Here is a 16,163-nt window from a genome sequence, read left to right as displayed (position 1 = left end):
AAAATTTCATAAAAAAGCGAGCTCCCCAATATAATAGGTAAGCCCGCTTTATTTTCAAATCGTCGTATTTGAATGATAAGAATTACTTAGTTTCACGATGTAACGTATATTTGTTTAATCTTGGGCAATATTTTTTCATTTCAATACGCTCAGGATTATTACGTTTATTTTTAGTAGTGATATAGTTACGATCGCCACATTCTGTGCATGCTAATGTTACGTTTACGCGCACGTTAAACACCCTCTCTTGTTAGGAATCTTTACGATTTATTATGATATCATAAACTGCTCAACTACGCAATATAGAAACTACATATCAAATTTATTTTTCAAAGTTTTCGTATGTTTCATCATTTTCAGTTTCAAGATCAATAGAATTTATATCAATACCTAATGCTTTTGCAACACCTTTACCATATTCTGGGTCAGCTTTGTAACAATGACGAATATGACGTCGTTTAACATCATCCGTTACGCCTTCCATTGCATTTGCTGTATTTGTAAAAATTCTTTCTTTAGCGTCCTCTGATTGTAATCTAAACAATTTACCTGGTTGTTCAAAATAATTATCATCATCTTGACGTTGATTATATTCATAGCCGTATCCATCAGTTGGGAATGGTGGCTTTTTATATTCAGGTTGAGAATCAAATTTACCATGGTTATTTGGATAATAATGTGTTCCTCCACCTTGGTTATTGTCAACTACGCGCATTTGACCATCTCTACTAAAAGGACAAATATTTTCAATACCAACACCTTTAGGTTGGTTTACAGGAATCTGCCAATGATTAACTCCTAATCGATATCTTTGCGCATCGCCATATGAGAATAAACGCCCTTGCAACATTTTGTCTGGAGAAAAATCTAATCCTGGAATAATATTAGTTGGTGCAAACGCAGCTTGTTCAACATCCATAAAGTAATTATCTGGATTTCTATTTAATTCAAACTCTCCAACTTCAATTAGAGGATACTCATCGTGATACCATACTTTTGTTAAATCAAATGGATTATCTTTATGGTTTTTAGCTTGTTCCTCAGTCATTACTTGAATATACATTGTCCATTTTGGATAATCACCTTTTTCAATGGCTTCGAATAAATCGCGTTGAGATGAATCACGATCTGTAGCTATAATTTCAGCAGCTTCTTCATCAGTTAAGTTTTCAATACCTTGTTGCGTTCTAAAATGGAATTTAACCCAAACACGTTCACCAGAATCATTATACATAGAGTATGTGTGAGAACCGAACCCATGCATATGACGTAAATCTTTAGGAATCCCTCTATCTGACATTAAGATCGTTACTTGGTGCAATGCTTCTGGAAGACCCGTCCAGAAATCCCAGTTATTTTGTGCATCTCTCATATTTGTTCTAGGATCTCGTTTCACCGCACGATTTAAACTAACAAATAACTTTGGATCTCTAAAGAAGAATACTGGTGTGTTATTCCCTACTAAATCCCAGTTCCCTTCTTCAGTGTAGAACTTTAACGCAAATCCTCGAATGTCACGCTCCGCATCAGCAGCACCACGTTCTCCTGCTACAGTAGAGAAACGGGCAAACATTTCGGTTTGCTTACCTATTTCAGAGAATATTTTAGCATTCGTATATTTTGTTATATCTTTAGTTACAGTAAATGTCCCAAATGCACCAGAACCTTTGGCATGCATTCGACGTTCTGGTATTACTTCTCTATCAAATTGAGACATTTGCTCTAAAAAGTAAATATCTTGCATTAAAAGAGGTCCCCTAGGCCCTGCTGTCATACTATTTTCTCGGTCTGATACTGGATGCCCAAAAACACCAGTTAACTTTTTGTCTTGTTGTGACATAGTCATCCCTCCACAATTTATAATAATTATAATTTAATACATATTATAATTTAACCCCATCAAAATTACAATTAAACATGCTCAAGATGATTAAAAAATCAGAAAATTTTAATTTTTTCGCTTTACAGTACTAAATAGTTATTGAATAGTACACTTAAAAAGCTTACAATAATGGGTATATTTAAATAGATGGGAGACTAAATATGGAAGATAATAAAATGAACCGTAGTCTTAACTCAAGACACATTTCCATGATTGCTATAGGTGGTGCAATTGGGACTGGTCTATTTGTAGCTACTGGTAATATCATTTCTCAAGCTGGTCCTGGAGGCGCTATACTCGCTTATCTTGTTATTGGTGTCATGCTATATTTCTTAATGTCATCAATTGGAGAGTTGGCAACATTTTATCCAGTATCAGGTTCATTCAGCTCTTATTCAACACGCTTTATTGACTCATCTCTTGGCTTTACCATGGGATGGTTGTATTGGGCATTGTGGTCATTAGTTACAAGTGTTGATGTCATAGTAGCGTCAAATGTGCTTTATTTCTGGGACACATTTAAATTTTTCCACCCCATTACTTGGAGCTTAATCTTTATTACAATTTTACTATTATTAAACATTTTTTCTGTAAAATCATTTGGAGAAACTGAGTTTTGGTTATCATTGATTAAAGTGTTAACAATTATCGTATTCGTTATTTTTGGCTTTTTAATGATTTTCGGTATCTTAGGTGGTCATACATATGGATTTGAAAACTATACAAAAGGCCAAGCACCGTTTGTTGGTGGTATCTCTGGTTTCTTAGGCGTATTATTAGTCGCCGGATTTTCGGTTGGTGGTACAGAAGTAGTAGCAGTAACTGCTGGTGAATCAGATGACCCTAAAAAGTCTATGCCTAAGGCAATTAAACAAGTATTTTGGCGTATTCTTTTATTCTATGTCTTATCAATTGCAGTAATTGGTGCAATTATTCCGTACACAGATCCATCATTATTAAGAGCAAGTAGTTCAATAAGTCAAAGCCCATTTACAATTGTATTCGATAGAGTAGGCATAGCCTTTGCAGCATCAGTAATCAACGCGGTTATTTTAACTTCATTATTATCCGCTGCAAATTCAGGTGTTTATACAACAGGCAGAATGTTGTATTCCTTAAGTTCAGACAAAAAAGCACCCCAATTTTTAAGTAAATTAAACAAGACAACTAAGTTACCTTTAAGAGCATTATTAACTACTTATGCAGTCGTTGTTATTGTTATTATTTATGCAAACTTTAATTCAAATGCCGTTTTTAATTTACTTGAAATTATTGGTTCAATGATTATAGTTGTTTGGGGATCAAGCATTTGGTCACAAATACGATTGCGACAAGCTATTAAAAAACAAGGTCAAGACCCTAATAAGGTCCTACCATATAAAGCACCTTTTTATCCATTAGGACCAATCATTGTCATCACTACACTATTATTCTTGCTATTTGGTGGCTCAGTTGAATATATTTTAAAAGATCAATGGTTAAATGCTTTTAAAAACTTTTTACCTTTAATCATTCTAGCGTTGATTTACTTTATTCATAAAATCATTCACAAAACAAAATTTGTAAAGCTAGAAACAATTAATTTAAAACCACACGATTATGACAATCAAAAATAAATAAATTCTTACACGGCAGATGCTTTAGATTATCTATAGCATTTGCCGCTTTTTAATGGTGTAAAGCAGATATACTTTAATATCTTTTTCTAGTATAAAGTGTATTAACTAGTATTCTGTTTATATTTTATTATTACCATGTTACCATTCTTTATTTTAGAAATTTTGCATATCGTGTATAATATAGATAACAATAACTTTTCAGGGGTGAAATTCAATGATTGGACAAACAAATTTATTTGATGATGTACTAAAGCAAGATGAAAGATTTGTTATTGTAGTTCAAGCATTAGAAGAAAAGAACGGACAATTATTAAAGAGAACTTTAAGGGAATATCCCGGTTTAAACCATAAACAAATGAATGATTTATTTACGCACTTAAAGGAATTATTTTCCGAAGAATCATTTGCTGAAAACCAATCAGCGTTCAGTATTACAGTTTATACAAATTTAGATTATACTGCTGACCAAATATATGCTCATGTAAAACGTTTCAGAGGTAAGCATGACTGGACACAAACAGCTAAATAAAATCAAGATGCTTGCAGTGATTTTAACAATTAATGTTAGATTGTCACTGCATTTTTTAAGGTTCTCCACCAAATGTGGTGGGTATATAATTTAAAGAACTATTTTAAATTACAACTTTTAGAGTTTTTATTATTAGGCGGCCAGTCCATTATTGGGCTTGGTTGTCTTCTTTTTTTCTCCTTTGTATAAGCTGAAAATCATCATTATACGTGCTTTAAAGTTGTTGAAATTTCTGTAACCAAAAGAAATTCGCTTGATTAATTTTATCTTATTATTAATTCCTTCTATAGCACCATTATTAAATGCTGGGTAATAAATTGTATTTCTTAACATCCTTTGATGTTTTCTATAATATTTAACCACTTTCCATACACCTTTACTCACAGACTTTTTACTAACTGAATTTAAACGATTAATAAATTTAGGCCAATTACATAACCTTAGATCTTTTCTTAATCCTTGGACAAGTTCGTAGGAGCGTCGTAGTATATCGTCTTTTGAAAGCATGAATTCTACAATGTCAGATGAGCGTTTATAAGCCTTAAAAGATTTATTCCATCTGTATTTACTAAATATGGTTTTACTAGTATCCATCAATAGAACTTTCCAGTTATTCTTAAAAATTGTATAATTAGGTCCTTTTTTATTACGGTATTCATTCATAACTTGTACACGATACTTATTAAGTTCCCTATTTAAATGTTGAACGATATGGAATCTGTCAAAAATAATAGCTGCATTAGGAAATAGGTCGCGAAATAATCGGACATAGGGTTCATACATGTCAATAGTAACCGTCTTAACTTGTTGTCGATTTTTTAAATCGAATCGCTCGAAATAGGCACGCAAGAATCTTGTAGTTCTATTTTCTAAAATATCTATAACATCATGAGTATCATTATCTATAAAAATGAAACTCATTGATCCAGTTACATTTTTAACGCTTTTAAATTCATCCATAGCGATGTGTTCTGGCAAACAATTAAACGGTTTAATTCGTAATGAATTAGCCGCTTTAGTTCTAATACGACTTACAGTAGATGGAGAGATACAGTTATCTTCTGCAGTATCAATCTCTGTTTTAACTTTAGTAGCTTCTTCTATAACTTTTTGAGTAACACATCTTGAGATAAAACACGACTCATCAACAATTGACGTTTTAGCAGTAAAAGTGCCATTGCATTCTAAGCATTTAAAACGTTGTTTAGCTAAGTTGAGGTATGTGTTATACCCTTGAGTTTTAAGTAAAGTAATACGAGAAACACGCTTACCATGTTTATGAATTTGTCCTTCATTTTTAACTCCACAACAATAACAGGCCGAAGGCTTATACGTTAGTACAGCATTAACCACTGTTGCTTTTTTTCCTTTGATAATGACGTCAATTTCTTGGTTTATATATTTTATATTTTCATCTTTTATTCTTAGTAATTCTAAGGTATCATTACACATAGGCGCACTTGTCTCCTTTAGTTTGGGTTTGGTCACTTTAAATTATAGAGGCAATTGCGCTTTTTGTGTATTAAAAAAAGCAGGAAGTTTTACCTTCCCACCATAAAAGATGAAGAACCTTTTTTAATGCATTCGTTATTATTCAGAATGATCAAATTTATTTACCTACCTTCCGTGACTAGTTAATACTTGATTTATTCAAAAAATATACATTTACTCTATTCGTTTGATATCATTACTAATCTAAAATATGTATTTCAAATCCTCCATAGTATAACTGAAGTCATTTTCACATAAATAAAAAGCCTTAACCACAAGATATCTTATTCAAATATCATGTGTTAAGGCTTATTTTAAAATTTATAACAATTTTTTGAGCGCATGTGGAATACCATTTTCATTATGGTCCAACGTAACTTCATCTGCATATTGCTTAAGTTCATCTGATGCATTCCCCATAGCAATAGCTAGACCTGCGACTTCAAACATTGATTTATCATTCATACTATCACCAAAAGCAATGACTTGATCCACCGAATATCCCAATTTGTGACATAACGCTTTAATTGCATTACCTTTTGAAACATCTTTGGCCATAAATTCTAAGAAGAATGGCTTACTTGTCGTAGCATCTACATTATCATTGAACACACCATTCAAATCAATTCTAGCTTCTGTAATATTCGCTACATAATCTACACCCATGACCTTGGGTACATCGCCTTGAATATACGCTTTGATATCATCAACACGTTTCATCGGTAAACCTGTTAATTCTGCTTCAATATTCATATACTCATGTTCGCTGTCGTAAATAATTTGACCATCATGATATGTAAGAACGAAAAAGCCTCTGTCTCGACAATAATCTACAATTTCATCGAAATCTTGCTTACCAATCGATTTACTTACTTCTACTTCTTCATTAGTCATGTTAATCGTTTTACTACCGTTATAACTAATAATATAGCTATGATGTTCAGGTAATTTTAAATCTCTAGCAGTTGGAATCATACCTTCAGTAGGTCTACCAGATGCTAAAACAACATAATAACCTTCATCTTGAATTGCTGTTAAATAATTTGCAGTTTCTTCTGATATCACATTATCTGAATTTAGCAATGTGTCATCCATATCTAAAACGACAACTTTATAATTTGTCATATCGCATTAAATCTCCTCTCTATTCTGCATTTAATACTATTTTACAATATAAAGCGTCTATTGGTATACAATTCGTTCTTTAACACCACTGATATTAATATCGACCAATTCAGAATGGCATGATACTACCTGACTATTTAAAGAGCGAACCAATTCCCCACTATTTTCTTTACGACTAAATATTAAAATAGTTGGTCCAGCACCACTAATTACAGTTGCATAGGCATTATGTTGACTAGCAATTGTTTTCACTTCATCAAATTCAGCAATTAAATGCTGACGATACGGTTCATGAAAGCCATCTTGTTGCATGAGTTTACCTGCTAATTCATAATTGTGCTGTGCTAATGCACAAATCATTGTATTACTAATTGCACTACTTTTTACCGCTTCACTATGTGTTAATTTTTGTGGTAAAGCACGTCTTGATGCTTCTGTTTTTAGTTCATAAGTTGGTATCGTTACAATCACATCCACGTCTGGTATGTCGATATGTGCAACTGACGTTTCTTTCGAGACATCATTATAAAATCCAGCGATTAAACCACCATAAATGGTCGGCGCAACATTATCAGGATGTCCTTCGATTTCAGTCGCTAATTGTAATACCTCATGTTTAGACAGTTGGATATCACCAAAATAATTTGCGATATATATAGCTCCTACTAAAGCAGAAGCTGACGAACCTAACCCTCTTGCCAATGGAATATCACTTCTCATTTCGATACATAAAATAGGCAAGTCAACACTATATTTAGAAGCAACTTGTTGTGCTACATGATAAATAAAGTTTGTTTCGTCAGTAGGCAATTGCTTAGATGCATCATCATGGAAAATATATTCCCATTTTGTCCCTGATGTTTCCTTTACAGACAGATGCAAAAATTTATCTAAAGCCATACCTATAGAATCAAAGCCAACTCCAAGGTTGGCTGTTGATGCAGGAATTGTTAACTCCAAAACATTCGACATGTTATAAAGCTCCTTTAATATAATCGATAATGCTATCTTTATCATTTTGCAATGGCTTTATCGGATTATCTAGTAGTGAAATAGCAGTATCAGGATCTTTTAATCCATTACCAGTTAAAATAGCAACTACTTTTTTACCTTGAGGTAATTTACCTTGTCTATGCAATTTAATTAAACCTGCAATAGAAGCATTACTTGCTGGTTCACTAAAGACACCTTCTTTAGTTGTCATTAACTGATATGCTTCTAGAATTTCATCATCAGTAACACTATCTATTAATCCATTTGATTCTTTAAGAGCATTAGTCGCCTTATCCCAACTAGCAGGATTACCAATTCGAATAGCAGTTGCAATCGTTTCAGGATTTTTAATGACTTTATTTTGAACAATTGGTGATGCGCCTTCAGCTTGGAAGCCAAACATTTTCGGCAATTGTGATCCTTTAGCTTCATGATATTCTTTAAAGCCTTTCCAATATGCAGTAATATTACCTGCATTACCTACAGGAATCGCTAAAATATCAGGTGCTTCACCGTCTAATTGTTGTACAATTTCAAATGAGCCTGTCTTTTGCCCTTCGATTCTAAATGGATTGACAGAGTTTACAAGCTCTATTTCGCCACTTTTTGCAATTTCTTTTACAATTTCTAAAGCTTCATCAAAGTTTCCTTCAATAGAAACGATTTCTGCACCATACATTACTGCTTGCGACAATTTACCTAATGCAATTTTACCTTCTGGTATTACGACGATAGCTTTTAAACCTGCTCTCGCTGCATATGCTGCTGCAGACGCTGATGTATTTCCAGTCGAAGCGCATATTACAATTTTCTTACCTTGCTCTTTTGCTTTTGTCACAGCCATTACCATACCGCGATCTTTAAATGAACCTGTCGGATTGGCACCTTCATACTTCACATATAAATCTATACCTAGTATTTTAGACATATTTTCACAATGAATGAGTGGTGTATTTCCCTCGTTCAATGTTAATTTTGGTGTATTTTCATTTACTGGTAAATGTGCTTTAAACTCTTCTACTAATCCTTGCCATCTTCTCATTATAATTAAACTCCTTCTACTGGGTATACTTTGTCAACTTCGTATCCATGCTTAGTGATTAATTCTTCCGGTGATGATTCCAATCCAACTATAACAGCGGCATATGATTGATTATCGTAATTTGCAACTCTTAATGATCGGTGAAATGGTAATATTGCCTTTAACTCATTTTCAAAATTTTCAATTGAACCTTTGACATGATTCACTACTACAAAGAAATTGGATTTTTCTTTAATATTAATTTCTGCATCTGAATCCATCATTTCCCTTGTTTTATCTGTCTTTAATTCAAAATGTGGTGGCAATGTGTGTAAATCTGATTCAAAGAATAATGCTACATTCAATAAATCACTGACAACGGCACTACCTGTTGCTAAACTGCCTGCTCCTTTTCCATAAAACATCGTGTCACCAACGGCATCACCAATAACATAAATCGCGTTATATTCATCCTCTACAGCTGCTAATTGATGCTTTTTATCAATTAACGTTGGTTCTACCGATGCATTAACTTTGCCATTTTCATATATTCCCTTACCAATCAATTTAATTTTATACCCCAGTTGATCGGCTACATTAATATCAGTTAAAGTTACGCCACTAATTCCTCTTCGTTTAACGTCGTTTAATTTAATGACTTGGTTAAATGATAAATATGATGTAATGACAACTTTACGCGCTGCATCTACCCCTTCTACATCATCAGTTGGATCCGCTTCAGCAAAACCAAGTCTTTTCGCTTCATCAAGTGCTTCCTCAAATGTCGTTTGCTCTTTAGTCATTTTAGATAAAATAAAATTAGAGGTACCATTTAAAATTCCCATAAATTTTGAAATATTATTCGCATTCAAACCATTATTTATGGCATTTACGATCGGAATACCACCTGCTACACTCGCTTCAAACTTTAAAGCTACACCATTTTCTTCTGCTAAATCTTCTAAAAGTTTAAGATGTACTGCTAATAAATCTTTATTTGCGGTAATAACATGTTTTTTATTTTTAAGTGCTGTTCTTAACCAATCTACAGTTGGTTCAATTCCTCCCATGACTTCAACGATAATATCTAATGAATCATCATTTAAAATTTCATTAACATCTTCAGTTAAATGATATTGGCTAATATTTAGCGGTCTCTTTTTAGATTTATCTCGAACAAGAATATGCTTTATGACAATATCTTTATTTAATGTATCTTGAATTTGCTGTCGGTTCTCTTCGATGATTTTAACAACACCAGATCCGACAGTACCTAATCCTAATAATGCTATATTTAATTTTTTCATTTTATGTACCTCCGTTTGTGCTTTTGAGAAAAACAAATGTATTATTGAAAAACACTAGATGATAGTATAGTATAGAATTATTCTTTATTTTTGTAAAGTTCGTAATATTCAAAATATAAATACATAATATCATTCTTACTTACAAAACTGAATACAATTTTCTGATTTTTTAGAAAGGTTGGCATGCACTATGAAAGTTTCCAAATTCGGTGGTAGCTCCGTCTCCAATGCTACTCAAATTAAAAAGGTTTTAAATATTGTTAATTCTGATCCAGAGCGAAAGATTGTTATCGTTTCTGCTCCAGGTAAAAGACATGATAATGATATTAAAACAACTGATTTGTTAATCAGATTATATGAAAAGGTCATTAATCATCTTGATTATCATGATAAAAAAAGAGAAATTATTCAGCGTTATGATGATATTGTAAAAGAATTGCAAATGGATGAAAGTATTTTACGGACGATAGATGTGACTTTGGAACATTATATTAATCAATTAAAAAATGAACCAAAGAGACTATTAGATGCATTACTTTCTTGTGGTGAAGATTTTAATGCGCAATTGATAGCTTTATATAATAATAGTCAAGGTATACCAACAAAATATATATCACCGAAGGAAGCGGGTATTTTTGTTACTGACGTCCCACAAGAAGCACAAATATTAGATAGTGCTTACTCTGAAATTAAAAAATTAAGAGATTATGATGAAAAACTAATTATCCCAGGATTTTTTGGCGTATCTCATGAAGGATATATAGTTACATTTCCACGTGGCGGATCAGATATAACTGGCGCCATCATATCAAGTGGTGTTAGAGCCACAATTTATGAAAATTTCACCGATGTGTCTGGTATTTATAAAGCTAATCCAAATATCATCAAAGATCCTGAATTAATCGAAGAAATCACTTATCGAGAAATGCGTGAATTATCTTATGCTGGTTTTAGTGTTTTCCATGATGAAGCCTTACAACCACTTTATAAAGATCGCATCCCTGTGGTGATTAAAAATACGAACCGCCCTCAAGATAAGGGTACATTTATAGTGCATGATAGAGAAATAAATGCGAAAAATGTGATTAGCGGTATAAGTTGTGATAAAGATTTTACTGTCATTAATATCAAAAAGTATTTAATGAATAGACAAGTCGGCTTTACTAGAAAGATATTAGGTGTCTTAGAGGATAATAATATTTCATTTGATCATATGCCTTCAGGTATTGATACTATCAGTATCGTTATGCGTTCAAAACAAATTCAAAATAAAGAAACAAAAGTATTAAATGAAATTCGTCAAAAATGTGATGTTGATGAGCTAAGTATTGAGCATGATTTAGCAATATTAATGATTGTCGGCGAAGGTATGAATAAAGTCATCGGTACTGCAAATAAAATTACACATGCCTTAGCTGAATCAAAAATTAACTTAAAAATGATTAACCAAGGTGCTTCGGAAATCTCGATGATGTTTGGAATTCATGTAGATGATGCTGAAAAAGCTGTATTATCTACATATGAGTTTTGCTATCACGGGGTTGCATTAAAAAACTTGTGTGATAAAAACTAATATAAAAGCAATTCGTAACACATGTATTCAACTGCGTTATGAATTGCTTTTTCTTAATTATTTATTGTTCTCTGGATTGCATCCTTAATACGTTGCTCACCTACTACAAATTTTAAAATAAAAAATTGATAGTAGCTTAATGCATCTATGACTCGTTTATAATTGGAATAATGATGATACTGATGGTGTTGCATTAGATCATACATTAGAACGATCTCCGGTTTAATATAATCCACATCCCAATTTAAACTATGGAAGTATATGTTACTCTTAGGTATACGTATATTCGGATCCAATCTAAAAATCCATTCATCGTTTACTACATCATAAACGAAAATACTCATTATTGTTGTATCATCATATTGCACATAAACTTTTGCAATTTTTGAAAGTGATAAATCTTCTTTAGCTATTGCTTGATCTTGCTTATCTATGTATAGTAACGCATATGATTGCGGAATAACTTTCACAATATCACTTAAACGCTTACGTTCCACGCATATTTCAACAATAGAAGGTAATTTTAATTCATCATTTAAGAAAAGCTGCATGGCAACTTCACCGTGAAATTTAAATAATTGCGATGATGTTTTCATTAAATTGTCCACTAATTGTTCTTTAGCATTCATTTCATTCACTCTCAAATACACCTCCTAAGCAAGCGCTTTCACAAATATCATTATACATTTTAAAATTAATGAATTCAATCTTCAAAATACTATGAGTGACCTAATTCTGTCATTTAAATGACCGTTATAACATAAATTCGACATAAACTTGAATTCACGAATCTTTCACGTCATATTCATTGAACATCAATATCTGTCAGTTTATAATTTGATTATAACAATGATGAACTAAAATCAACTAATAAAAATGTGGGAAATTGAATAACAATTAATCTTTATTAATTATTATTGTATACAAAGTTAAAGAAGTCAAAAAGGATTGGTGAAAAAATGTCTTTTTATGTTGTACTTATCATTATCATTGTAGCATTAATTGGTATATTAGTTTTAAATCAAAGGTATAGTAATAGTAAAATAGATACCGAAGTTTATGCAAGAAAGCAACTTATTAAAAAGAATAAAGCATTAAGTGCAGAAAATGCTGAATTAAGAAGTCAAATGCTGAGTTCTAATAATGATGTTGGACACCATGCATACAAAAATGCTAAAAGAGAATTACGCAAGATTTTAGATAGCTATCTCGAAAATGGTAAATTAAAATATTACGATATTATCGTTACAAGCAATTTAGCTACTAAACATCCGTTTTTCGAGTATGCACGTTCATTTGATTTTATCATTGTTTCAGATATCGGTTTAATAAACGTTGATGTAAAAAGTTGGGGTGAAAAAACATTTTATCACTTTGATGTACCTGATGAGCATGATACAGAAATGAGCAATAGTAATATTGAAAAAGTTGTCGGTCATTACATTAGCCAGCAATATCATGATCAGTTTAATTCATCAAGAAAGTCTATCTATACTTTTACAGAAACAGTTCAACCAAATCGTGTTATTTATGATTTTTATGATTATGATCCATATCAATTAGCAGCAAATAATGCTAAAGCATTAAAGGATCATATTGAACAAAACTTTAACTTTAAAGTCCAAAGTACCGGTGTTATTTACTTTAGTGATGGTACAGTTAATATCATTCAAGGTTCTGAAGAAAGAGATAAATATGTTGATACCGTTTCAACAAAATCTTCATTACGACGTATTATTAGCGAAGCCATAGAGCTATCTAAACACCCTTTAAATAAAGAACAGGTTGATCAAATCACAGCTATATTCAAGTAAAATCAAAGGCATAATAATCCATTACGCTCGATACGCACTATGGTTATTATGCCTTTAAATTATTTCTTTATATATAAAGTTATGGTAATAATAAATCGATGCTTCAAGTATATTTTACTTTAATATATATAATCACCTATTTAATTATTTACTCCAAATATTTAATTTCTGTTGTTTAGCTTTATTTTGTGCTTCTATAAATACATTTCTATATTTGCCATTTGGTGAAAAATACTTCTCTCTAGCAAGTCCCTTTTCCACTAATTCCTTATTGTACATACGATCTTTACTTATCCATACATACGCCAATGTTCTACCATAGCGATCTTGTTTTTCTTTATCATATTCTAAATAAACATCTTGATTTGTTAATGTCTTCTTACTATAATTTGATGCTTCTTTGCCAAATGGTTGTACAGGCGTATTCGGTTTCACCGTTTCTGGCGTATCAACCCCTATAAGCCTAACTTTAATTTCTTTACCATTTTGATTTGCAATAAATGTATCACCATCCACAACTCTTTGAACATGTACTTTATCTTTACCATTTAAATCTTGTACAGTTTCATGATTCGTCCCCTTTTTGAAAGGACCCGTATGATTCATAAATTGAAATGCTAATACACCTACAATAATGATGGCTACCACAATCATAGCAAGCGATTTATTTGACTTCATATTGCCACCTACTTCTCTTTTTTCATTCCGATTAATCATATAAAAGTTAAGAAATATCGTCAATAGCCATATCTACATATTTCAATATTTTGGAAAGCTATAGCATGATATAATGTTATTGTTAAGGAGTGAAAATAAATGAACATTTCAAATGAAAATACAGTCACATTAATTGCAGTAATTATCGCAATTATCATTGGTATTTTCCTACAAATATTTTTCAAATTACCATTAATAGTGACGGCAGTACTATCTATTTTATTGGGTATCTTTGTAGGCTTTATCGTTTACTTGATTGTTTCGTTTTATAATAAGCGAAAAAATTAGTTAACAAATCTAAATTGCGAGTACCAAAATAAAAGTATTGAGTAAGATTTTGATTATTGACTCACTTTCCAAGTCTCTTAAATCAAAACACTCAATACTTTTTTGTTTGTATTTAGATCCAGCCTTTTTCATTTGCCTTTTTCCAAGCATCAAAACGATTATCTGCAAATAATTTATCAATTATAACAGATGTATAATTTCTAACTGTTCCATCTGTCAAAAATAATTTTTCACTTATTTCTTTACTACTTAAACCATTGCCAATTTCCCTTAATACAATTTGTTCTTTGGGCGTTAATGGGTTTTTATCTACAAAAAATGAAGTCATCAATGTGGCGCTATATTCTTTCTCTCCGTTATTTACTTTATTAATGGTTTCCACCAATTCTTCTATAGAACGTTCTTTTAAAACATATGCATCCACATCATTCACAACTGCTTTTTCAAAGTATCCCGGTCTTTTAAAAGTTGTTACAATAATCACTTTAATATTCAAATGCTTTTTTCTAATTTCCGCTAAAACTTCAAGTCCAGTCATGCCTGGCATTTCTATATCTAAAATAACAACGTTAGGATTATATTCTTCAATAAGTTTCATTGCATCGAGACCATTATCAGTATCTGCTAAAATTTCAAAATCACCATGTAGTTTAATTAATTGAACCATTGCCTGTCGTAACATATTTTGATCTTCTGCAATAATTAAAGATGTCATGCTATTCCTCCTGTTGAGATTTCAATGATTATTTTAGTTCCATTTGTTGAGTCGACTGCTAAAGTTCCATTTAAATGTTGTACACGCTGTGAAATACTTTTCACCTCACAATCACTATCGATACCTTTGCCATCATCTTCAATCATAAGCAGTAATTTATGATTGTTTACAGTTTTTAATTTACCATGAACTTTTGAAGCATTTGCATGTTTAATAACATTATTTATCGCTTCACGCGTAATCATAACTAACATAGATTGTTTAGTAGGACTTAATACTTGCGCTAATTCTTTATTTTCAAATGTAAAATCAATATCAGCATCTTTTAAAACTTTACGTATACTATCAATCTCTTCAATAAATGATGGTAATTTTACATCATCAATAATTTCTCGAACTTTGTTCAATGATTCACGAGATAATTTATTAATTGCTAATAATTCAGCTTTTACTTTTTCTACATCAGTATCTATTAGTTTATAAGCTAATTCTGATTTTAATGATAAACTTGCAAACACATGCCCTAACGTATCATGTAAGTCTTGACCAATTCTATGTCGCTCTTGTTCAGCAATTAATGTATTAATATGTCTATTTTTTTCTGCTATTTCTTTTTGATATTCACGGTTTTTCATTTTTTTAAAATTATCTAGCATTATTAACGATATAACGACATAATAAACCATCATTGCAACAAAATAGTTGTTATACAATAAGTACGTTATTATTGTACATATAATCATTGTTAGTATGAAAAGATTAGTTGCCGTTTTTTTAACATTATTTTTAAAAGTAAATGGAACGGCAAAAGCACTATAAAAGAAAAACAAACTTAGCATTGGATGTACACTGAAAACAAAATAACAAATAATAAAATAATGAATAATCAACAAAATGTAAAACATTAATGTATTAAGTCTATTATTTACTATAACTAATATAAGATACGACAACGAAAAGACAATGACTGATATAATATACAACCATTTGGGACCATATACTTCATTAAAAAATATACCGGCAATAGGAAAAATCAGATAAAGTATAGACGATATTTCAGCAATTGAAGTATCTTTTAAAAATTTCATA

General features: G+C 31.4%; 17 protein-coding genes and 1 pseudogene. 6 read left to right on the top strand and 12 right to left on the bottom strand.

Annotated features, from left to right (window positions below; all coding sequences use genetic code 11):
- Positions 1–82: 82 nt before the first annotated feature.
- Positions 83–232, bottom strand: coding sequence for a 50S ribosomal protein L33 (rpmG, locus tag NSS86_RS05305; protein WP_001265708.1), 150 nt, complete (start codon positions 230–232; stop codon positions 83–85).
- A 90-nt stretch (positions 233–322) separates the two neighbouring features.
- Positions 323–1,840 carry a catalase gene (locus NSS86_RS05300; protein ID WP_000082539.1) on the bottom strand — a complete coding sequence of 506 codons (1,518 nt, stop codon included), beginning with the start codon at positions 1,838–1,840 and terminating at the stop codon, positions 323–325.
- A 203-nt stretch (positions 1,841–2,043) separates the two neighbouring features.
- Here NSS86_RS05300 and NSS86_RS05295 point away from each other — a divergent pair, with 203 nt between their 5' ends.
- The 3 genes from NSS86_RS05295 (at position 2,044) to NSS86_RS05285 (ending at position 4,030) form a co-directional block, all read left to right on the top strand.
- A complete protein-coding gene (locus NSS86_RS05295) occupies positions 2,044–3,498 on the top strand; it encodes an amino acid permease (RefSeq protein ID WP_000389956.1) in 1,455 nt (484 codons plus the stop codon).
- A gap of 138 nt (positions 3,499–3,636) precedes the next feature.
- On the top strand, positions 3,637–3,741 hold the full coding sequence (locus NSS86_RS05290) for a hypothetical protein (RefSeq protein WP_001791963.1): 105 nt from the start codon (positions 3,637–3,639) through the stop codon (positions 3,739–3,741).
- Positions 3,716–4,030 carry a hypothetical protein gene (locus tag NSS86_RS05285; RefSeq protein WP_000580201.1) on the top strand — a complete coding sequence of 105 codons (315 nt, stop codon included), beginning with the start codon at positions 3,716–3,718 and terminating at the stop codon, positions 4,028–4,030. The genes NSS86_RS05290 and NSS86_RS05285 overlap by 26 nt, the downstream gene beginning before the upstream one ends.
- A gap of 58 nt (positions 4,031–4,088) precedes the next feature.
- Here NSS86_RS05285 and NSS86_RS05280 read toward each other — a convergent pair.
- The 6 genes and pseudogenes from NSS86_RS05280 to NSS86_RS05255 form a co-directional block, all read right to left on the bottom strand.
- A pseudogene (locus NSS86_RS05280) lies at positions 4,089–4,160 on the bottom strand (hypothetical protein); the annotation flags it as partial.
- Positions 4,161–4,162: 2 nt separating this feature from the next.
- Entirely contained in the window at positions 4,163–5,482 is a 1,320-nt protein-coding gene (locus NSS86_RS05275; RefSeq protein ID WP_001557163.1) for an ISL3-like element IS1181 family transposase, read from the bottom strand.
- Positions 5,483–5,842: 360 nt separating this feature from the next.
- On the bottom strand, positions 5,843–6,646 hold the full coding sequence (locus NSS86_RS05270) for a Cof-type HAD-IIB family hydrolase (protein WP_000186309.1): 804 nt from the start codon (positions 6,644–6,646) through the stop codon (positions 5,843–5,845).
- Between the two features lie 57 nt (positions 6,647–6,703).
- Positions 6,704–7,618: a homoserine kinase gene (thrB, locus tag NSS86_RS05265; protein WP_000073180.1), complete on the bottom strand. Its 915-nt coding sequence runs from the start codon at positions 7,616–7,618 to the stop codon at positions 6,704–6,706.
- A 1-nt stretch (position 7,619) separates the two neighbouring features.
- Entirely contained in the window at positions 7,620–8,681 is a 1,062-nt protein-coding gene (thrC, locus tag NSS86_RS05260) for a threonine synthase (RefSeq protein WP_001255461.1), read from the bottom strand.
- A 5-nt stretch (positions 8,682–8,686) separates the two neighbouring features.
- Complete coding sequence (locus NSS86_RS05255) at positions 8,687–9,967, bottom strand: homoserine dehydrogenase (protein ID WP_000735864.1); 1,281 nt, start codon at positions 9,965–9,967, stop codon at positions 8,687–8,689.
- Positions 9,968–10,157: 190 nt separating this feature from the next.
- On the opposite strand from NSS86_RS05255, the gene NSS86_RS05250 reads away from it, so the two are divergent.
- Complete coding sequence (locus tag NSS86_RS05250) at positions 10,158–11,540, top strand: aspartate kinase (protein ID WP_000868645.1); 1,383 nt, start codon at positions 10,158–10,160, stop codon at positions 11,538–11,540.
- A 53-nt stretch (positions 11,541–11,593) separates the two neighbouring features.
- Here the strand turns inward: NSS86_RS05250 and NSS86_RS05245 are convergent, their stop codons facing one another.
- Positions 11,594–12,169, bottom strand: a complete 576-nt coding sequence (locus tag NSS86_RS05245; protein ID WP_001803470.1) for a hypothetical protein — start codon at positions 12,167–12,169, stop codon at positions 11,594–11,596.
- Positions 12,170–12,499: 330 nt separating this feature from the next.
- On the opposite strand from NSS86_RS05245, the gene NSS86_RS05240 reads away from it, so the two are divergent.
- Positions 12,500–13,354 carry a hypothetical protein gene (locus tag NSS86_RS05240; protein WP_000011826.1) on the top strand — a complete coding sequence of 285 codons (855 nt, stop codon included), beginning with the start codon at positions 12,500–12,502 and terminating at the stop codon, positions 13,352–13,354.
- A gap of 144 nt (positions 13,355–13,498) precedes the next feature.
- Here NSS86_RS05240 and NSS86_RS05235 read toward each other — a convergent pair whose 3' ends face one another.
- Positions 13,499–14,032 carry a thermonuclease family protein gene (locus tag NSS86_RS05235; RefSeq protein ID WP_000841351.1) on the bottom strand — a complete coding sequence of 178 codons (534 nt, stop codon included), beginning with the start codon at positions 14,030–14,032 and terminating at the stop codon, positions 13,499–13,501.
- Between the two features lie 138 nt (positions 14,033–14,170).
- On the opposite strand from NSS86_RS05235, the gene NSS86_RS05230 reads away from it, so the two are divergent.
- On the top strand, positions 14,171–14,359 hold the full coding sequence (locus NSS86_RS05230) for a hypothetical protein (protein WP_001027143.1): 189 nt from the start codon (positions 14,171–14,173) through the stop codon (positions 14,357–14,359).
- Positions 14,360–14,471: 112 nt separating this feature from the next.
- On the opposite strand, the gene NSS86_RS05225 is transcribed toward NSS86_RS05230, so the two are convergent.
- On the bottom strand, positions 14,472–15,074 hold the full coding sequence (locus tag NSS86_RS05225) for a response regulator (protein WP_000202390.1): 603 nt from the start codon (positions 15,072–15,074) through the stop codon (positions 14,472–14,474).
- On the bottom strand, positions 15,071–16,162 hold the full coding sequence (locus NSS86_RS05220; protein WP_000670307.1) for a sensor histidine kinase: 1,092 nt from the start codon (positions 16,160–16,162) through the stop codon (positions 15,071–15,073). The genes NSS86_RS05225 and NSS86_RS05220 overlap by 4 nt, the downstream gene beginning before the upstream one ends.
- Between the last annotated feature and the right edge of the window lies 1 nt (position 16,163).

Source organism: Staphylococcus sp. FSL W8-0056 (assembly GCF_037963075.1).
GTDB classification, from domain to species: Bacteria; Bacillota; Bacilli; order Staphylococcales; family Staphylococcaceae; genus Staphylococcus; species Staphylococcus aureus.
Note: the sequence above shows the minus strand (reverse complement) of the source record. Positions and strands in the feature narration are given on the sequence as shown.

Coding starts and splice junctions, on each gene's coding strand:
- NSS86_RS05295 (WP_000389956.1), top strand. CDS start 2,044: ATGGAAGATAATAAAATGAACCGTAGTCTTAACTCAAGACACATTTCC.
- NSS86_RS05255 (WP_000735864.1), bottom strand. CDS start 9,967: ATGAAAAAATTAAATATAGCATTATTAGGATTAGGTACTGTCGGATCT.
- NSS86_RS05290 (WP_001791963.1), top strand. CDS start 3,637: ATGTTACCATTCTTTATTTTAGAAATTTTGCATATCGTGTATAATATA.
- thrC (WP_001255461.1), bottom strand. CDS start 8,681: ATGAGAAGATGGCAAGGATTAGTAGAAGAGTTTAAAGCACATTTACCA.
- NSS86_RS05250 (WP_000868645.1), top strand. CDS start 10,158: ATGAAAGTTTCCAAATTCGGTGGTAGCTCCGTCTCCAATGCTACTCAA.
- NSS86_RS05270 (WP_000186309.1), bottom strand. CDS start 6,646: ATGACAAATTATAAAGTTGTCGTTTTAGATATGGATGACACATTGCTA.
- NSS86_RS05275 (WP_001557163.1), bottom strand. CDS start 5,482: ATGTGTAATGATACCTTAGAATTACTAAGAATAAAAGATGAAAATATA.
- NSS86_RS05285 (WP_000580201.1), top strand. CDS start 3,716: ATGATTGGACAAACAAATTTATTTGATGATGTACTAAAGCAAGATGAA.
- NSS86_RS05240 (WP_000011826.1), top strand. CDS start 12,500: ATGTCTTTTTATGTTGTACTTATCATTATCATTGTAGCATTAATTGGT.
- NSS86_RS05220 (WP_000670307.1), bottom strand. CDS start 16,162: ATGAAATTTTTAAAAGATACTTCAATTGCTGAAATATCGTCTATACTT.
- NSS86_RS05235 (WP_000841351.1), bottom strand. CDS start 14,032: ATGAAGTCAAATAAATCGCTTGCTATGATTGTGGTAGCCATCATTATT.
- NSS86_RS05230 (WP_001027143.1), top strand. CDS start 14,171: ATGAACATTTCAAATGAAAATACAGTCACATTAATTGCAGTAATTATC.
- NSS86_RS05245 (WP_001803470.1), bottom strand. CDS start 12,169: ATGAATGCTAAAGAACAATTAGTGGACAATTTAATGAAAACATCATCG.
- thrB (WP_000073180.1), bottom strand. CDS start 7,618: ATGTCGAATGTTTTGGAGTTAACAATTCCTGCATCAACAGCCAACCTT.
- NSS86_RS05300 (WP_000082539.1), bottom strand. CDS start 1,840: ATGTCACAACAAGACAAAAAGTTAACTGGTGTTTTTGGGCATCCAGTA.
- NSS86_RS05225 (WP_000202390.1), bottom strand. CDS start 15,074: ATGACATCTTTAATTATTGCAGAAGATCAAAATATGTTACGACAGGCA.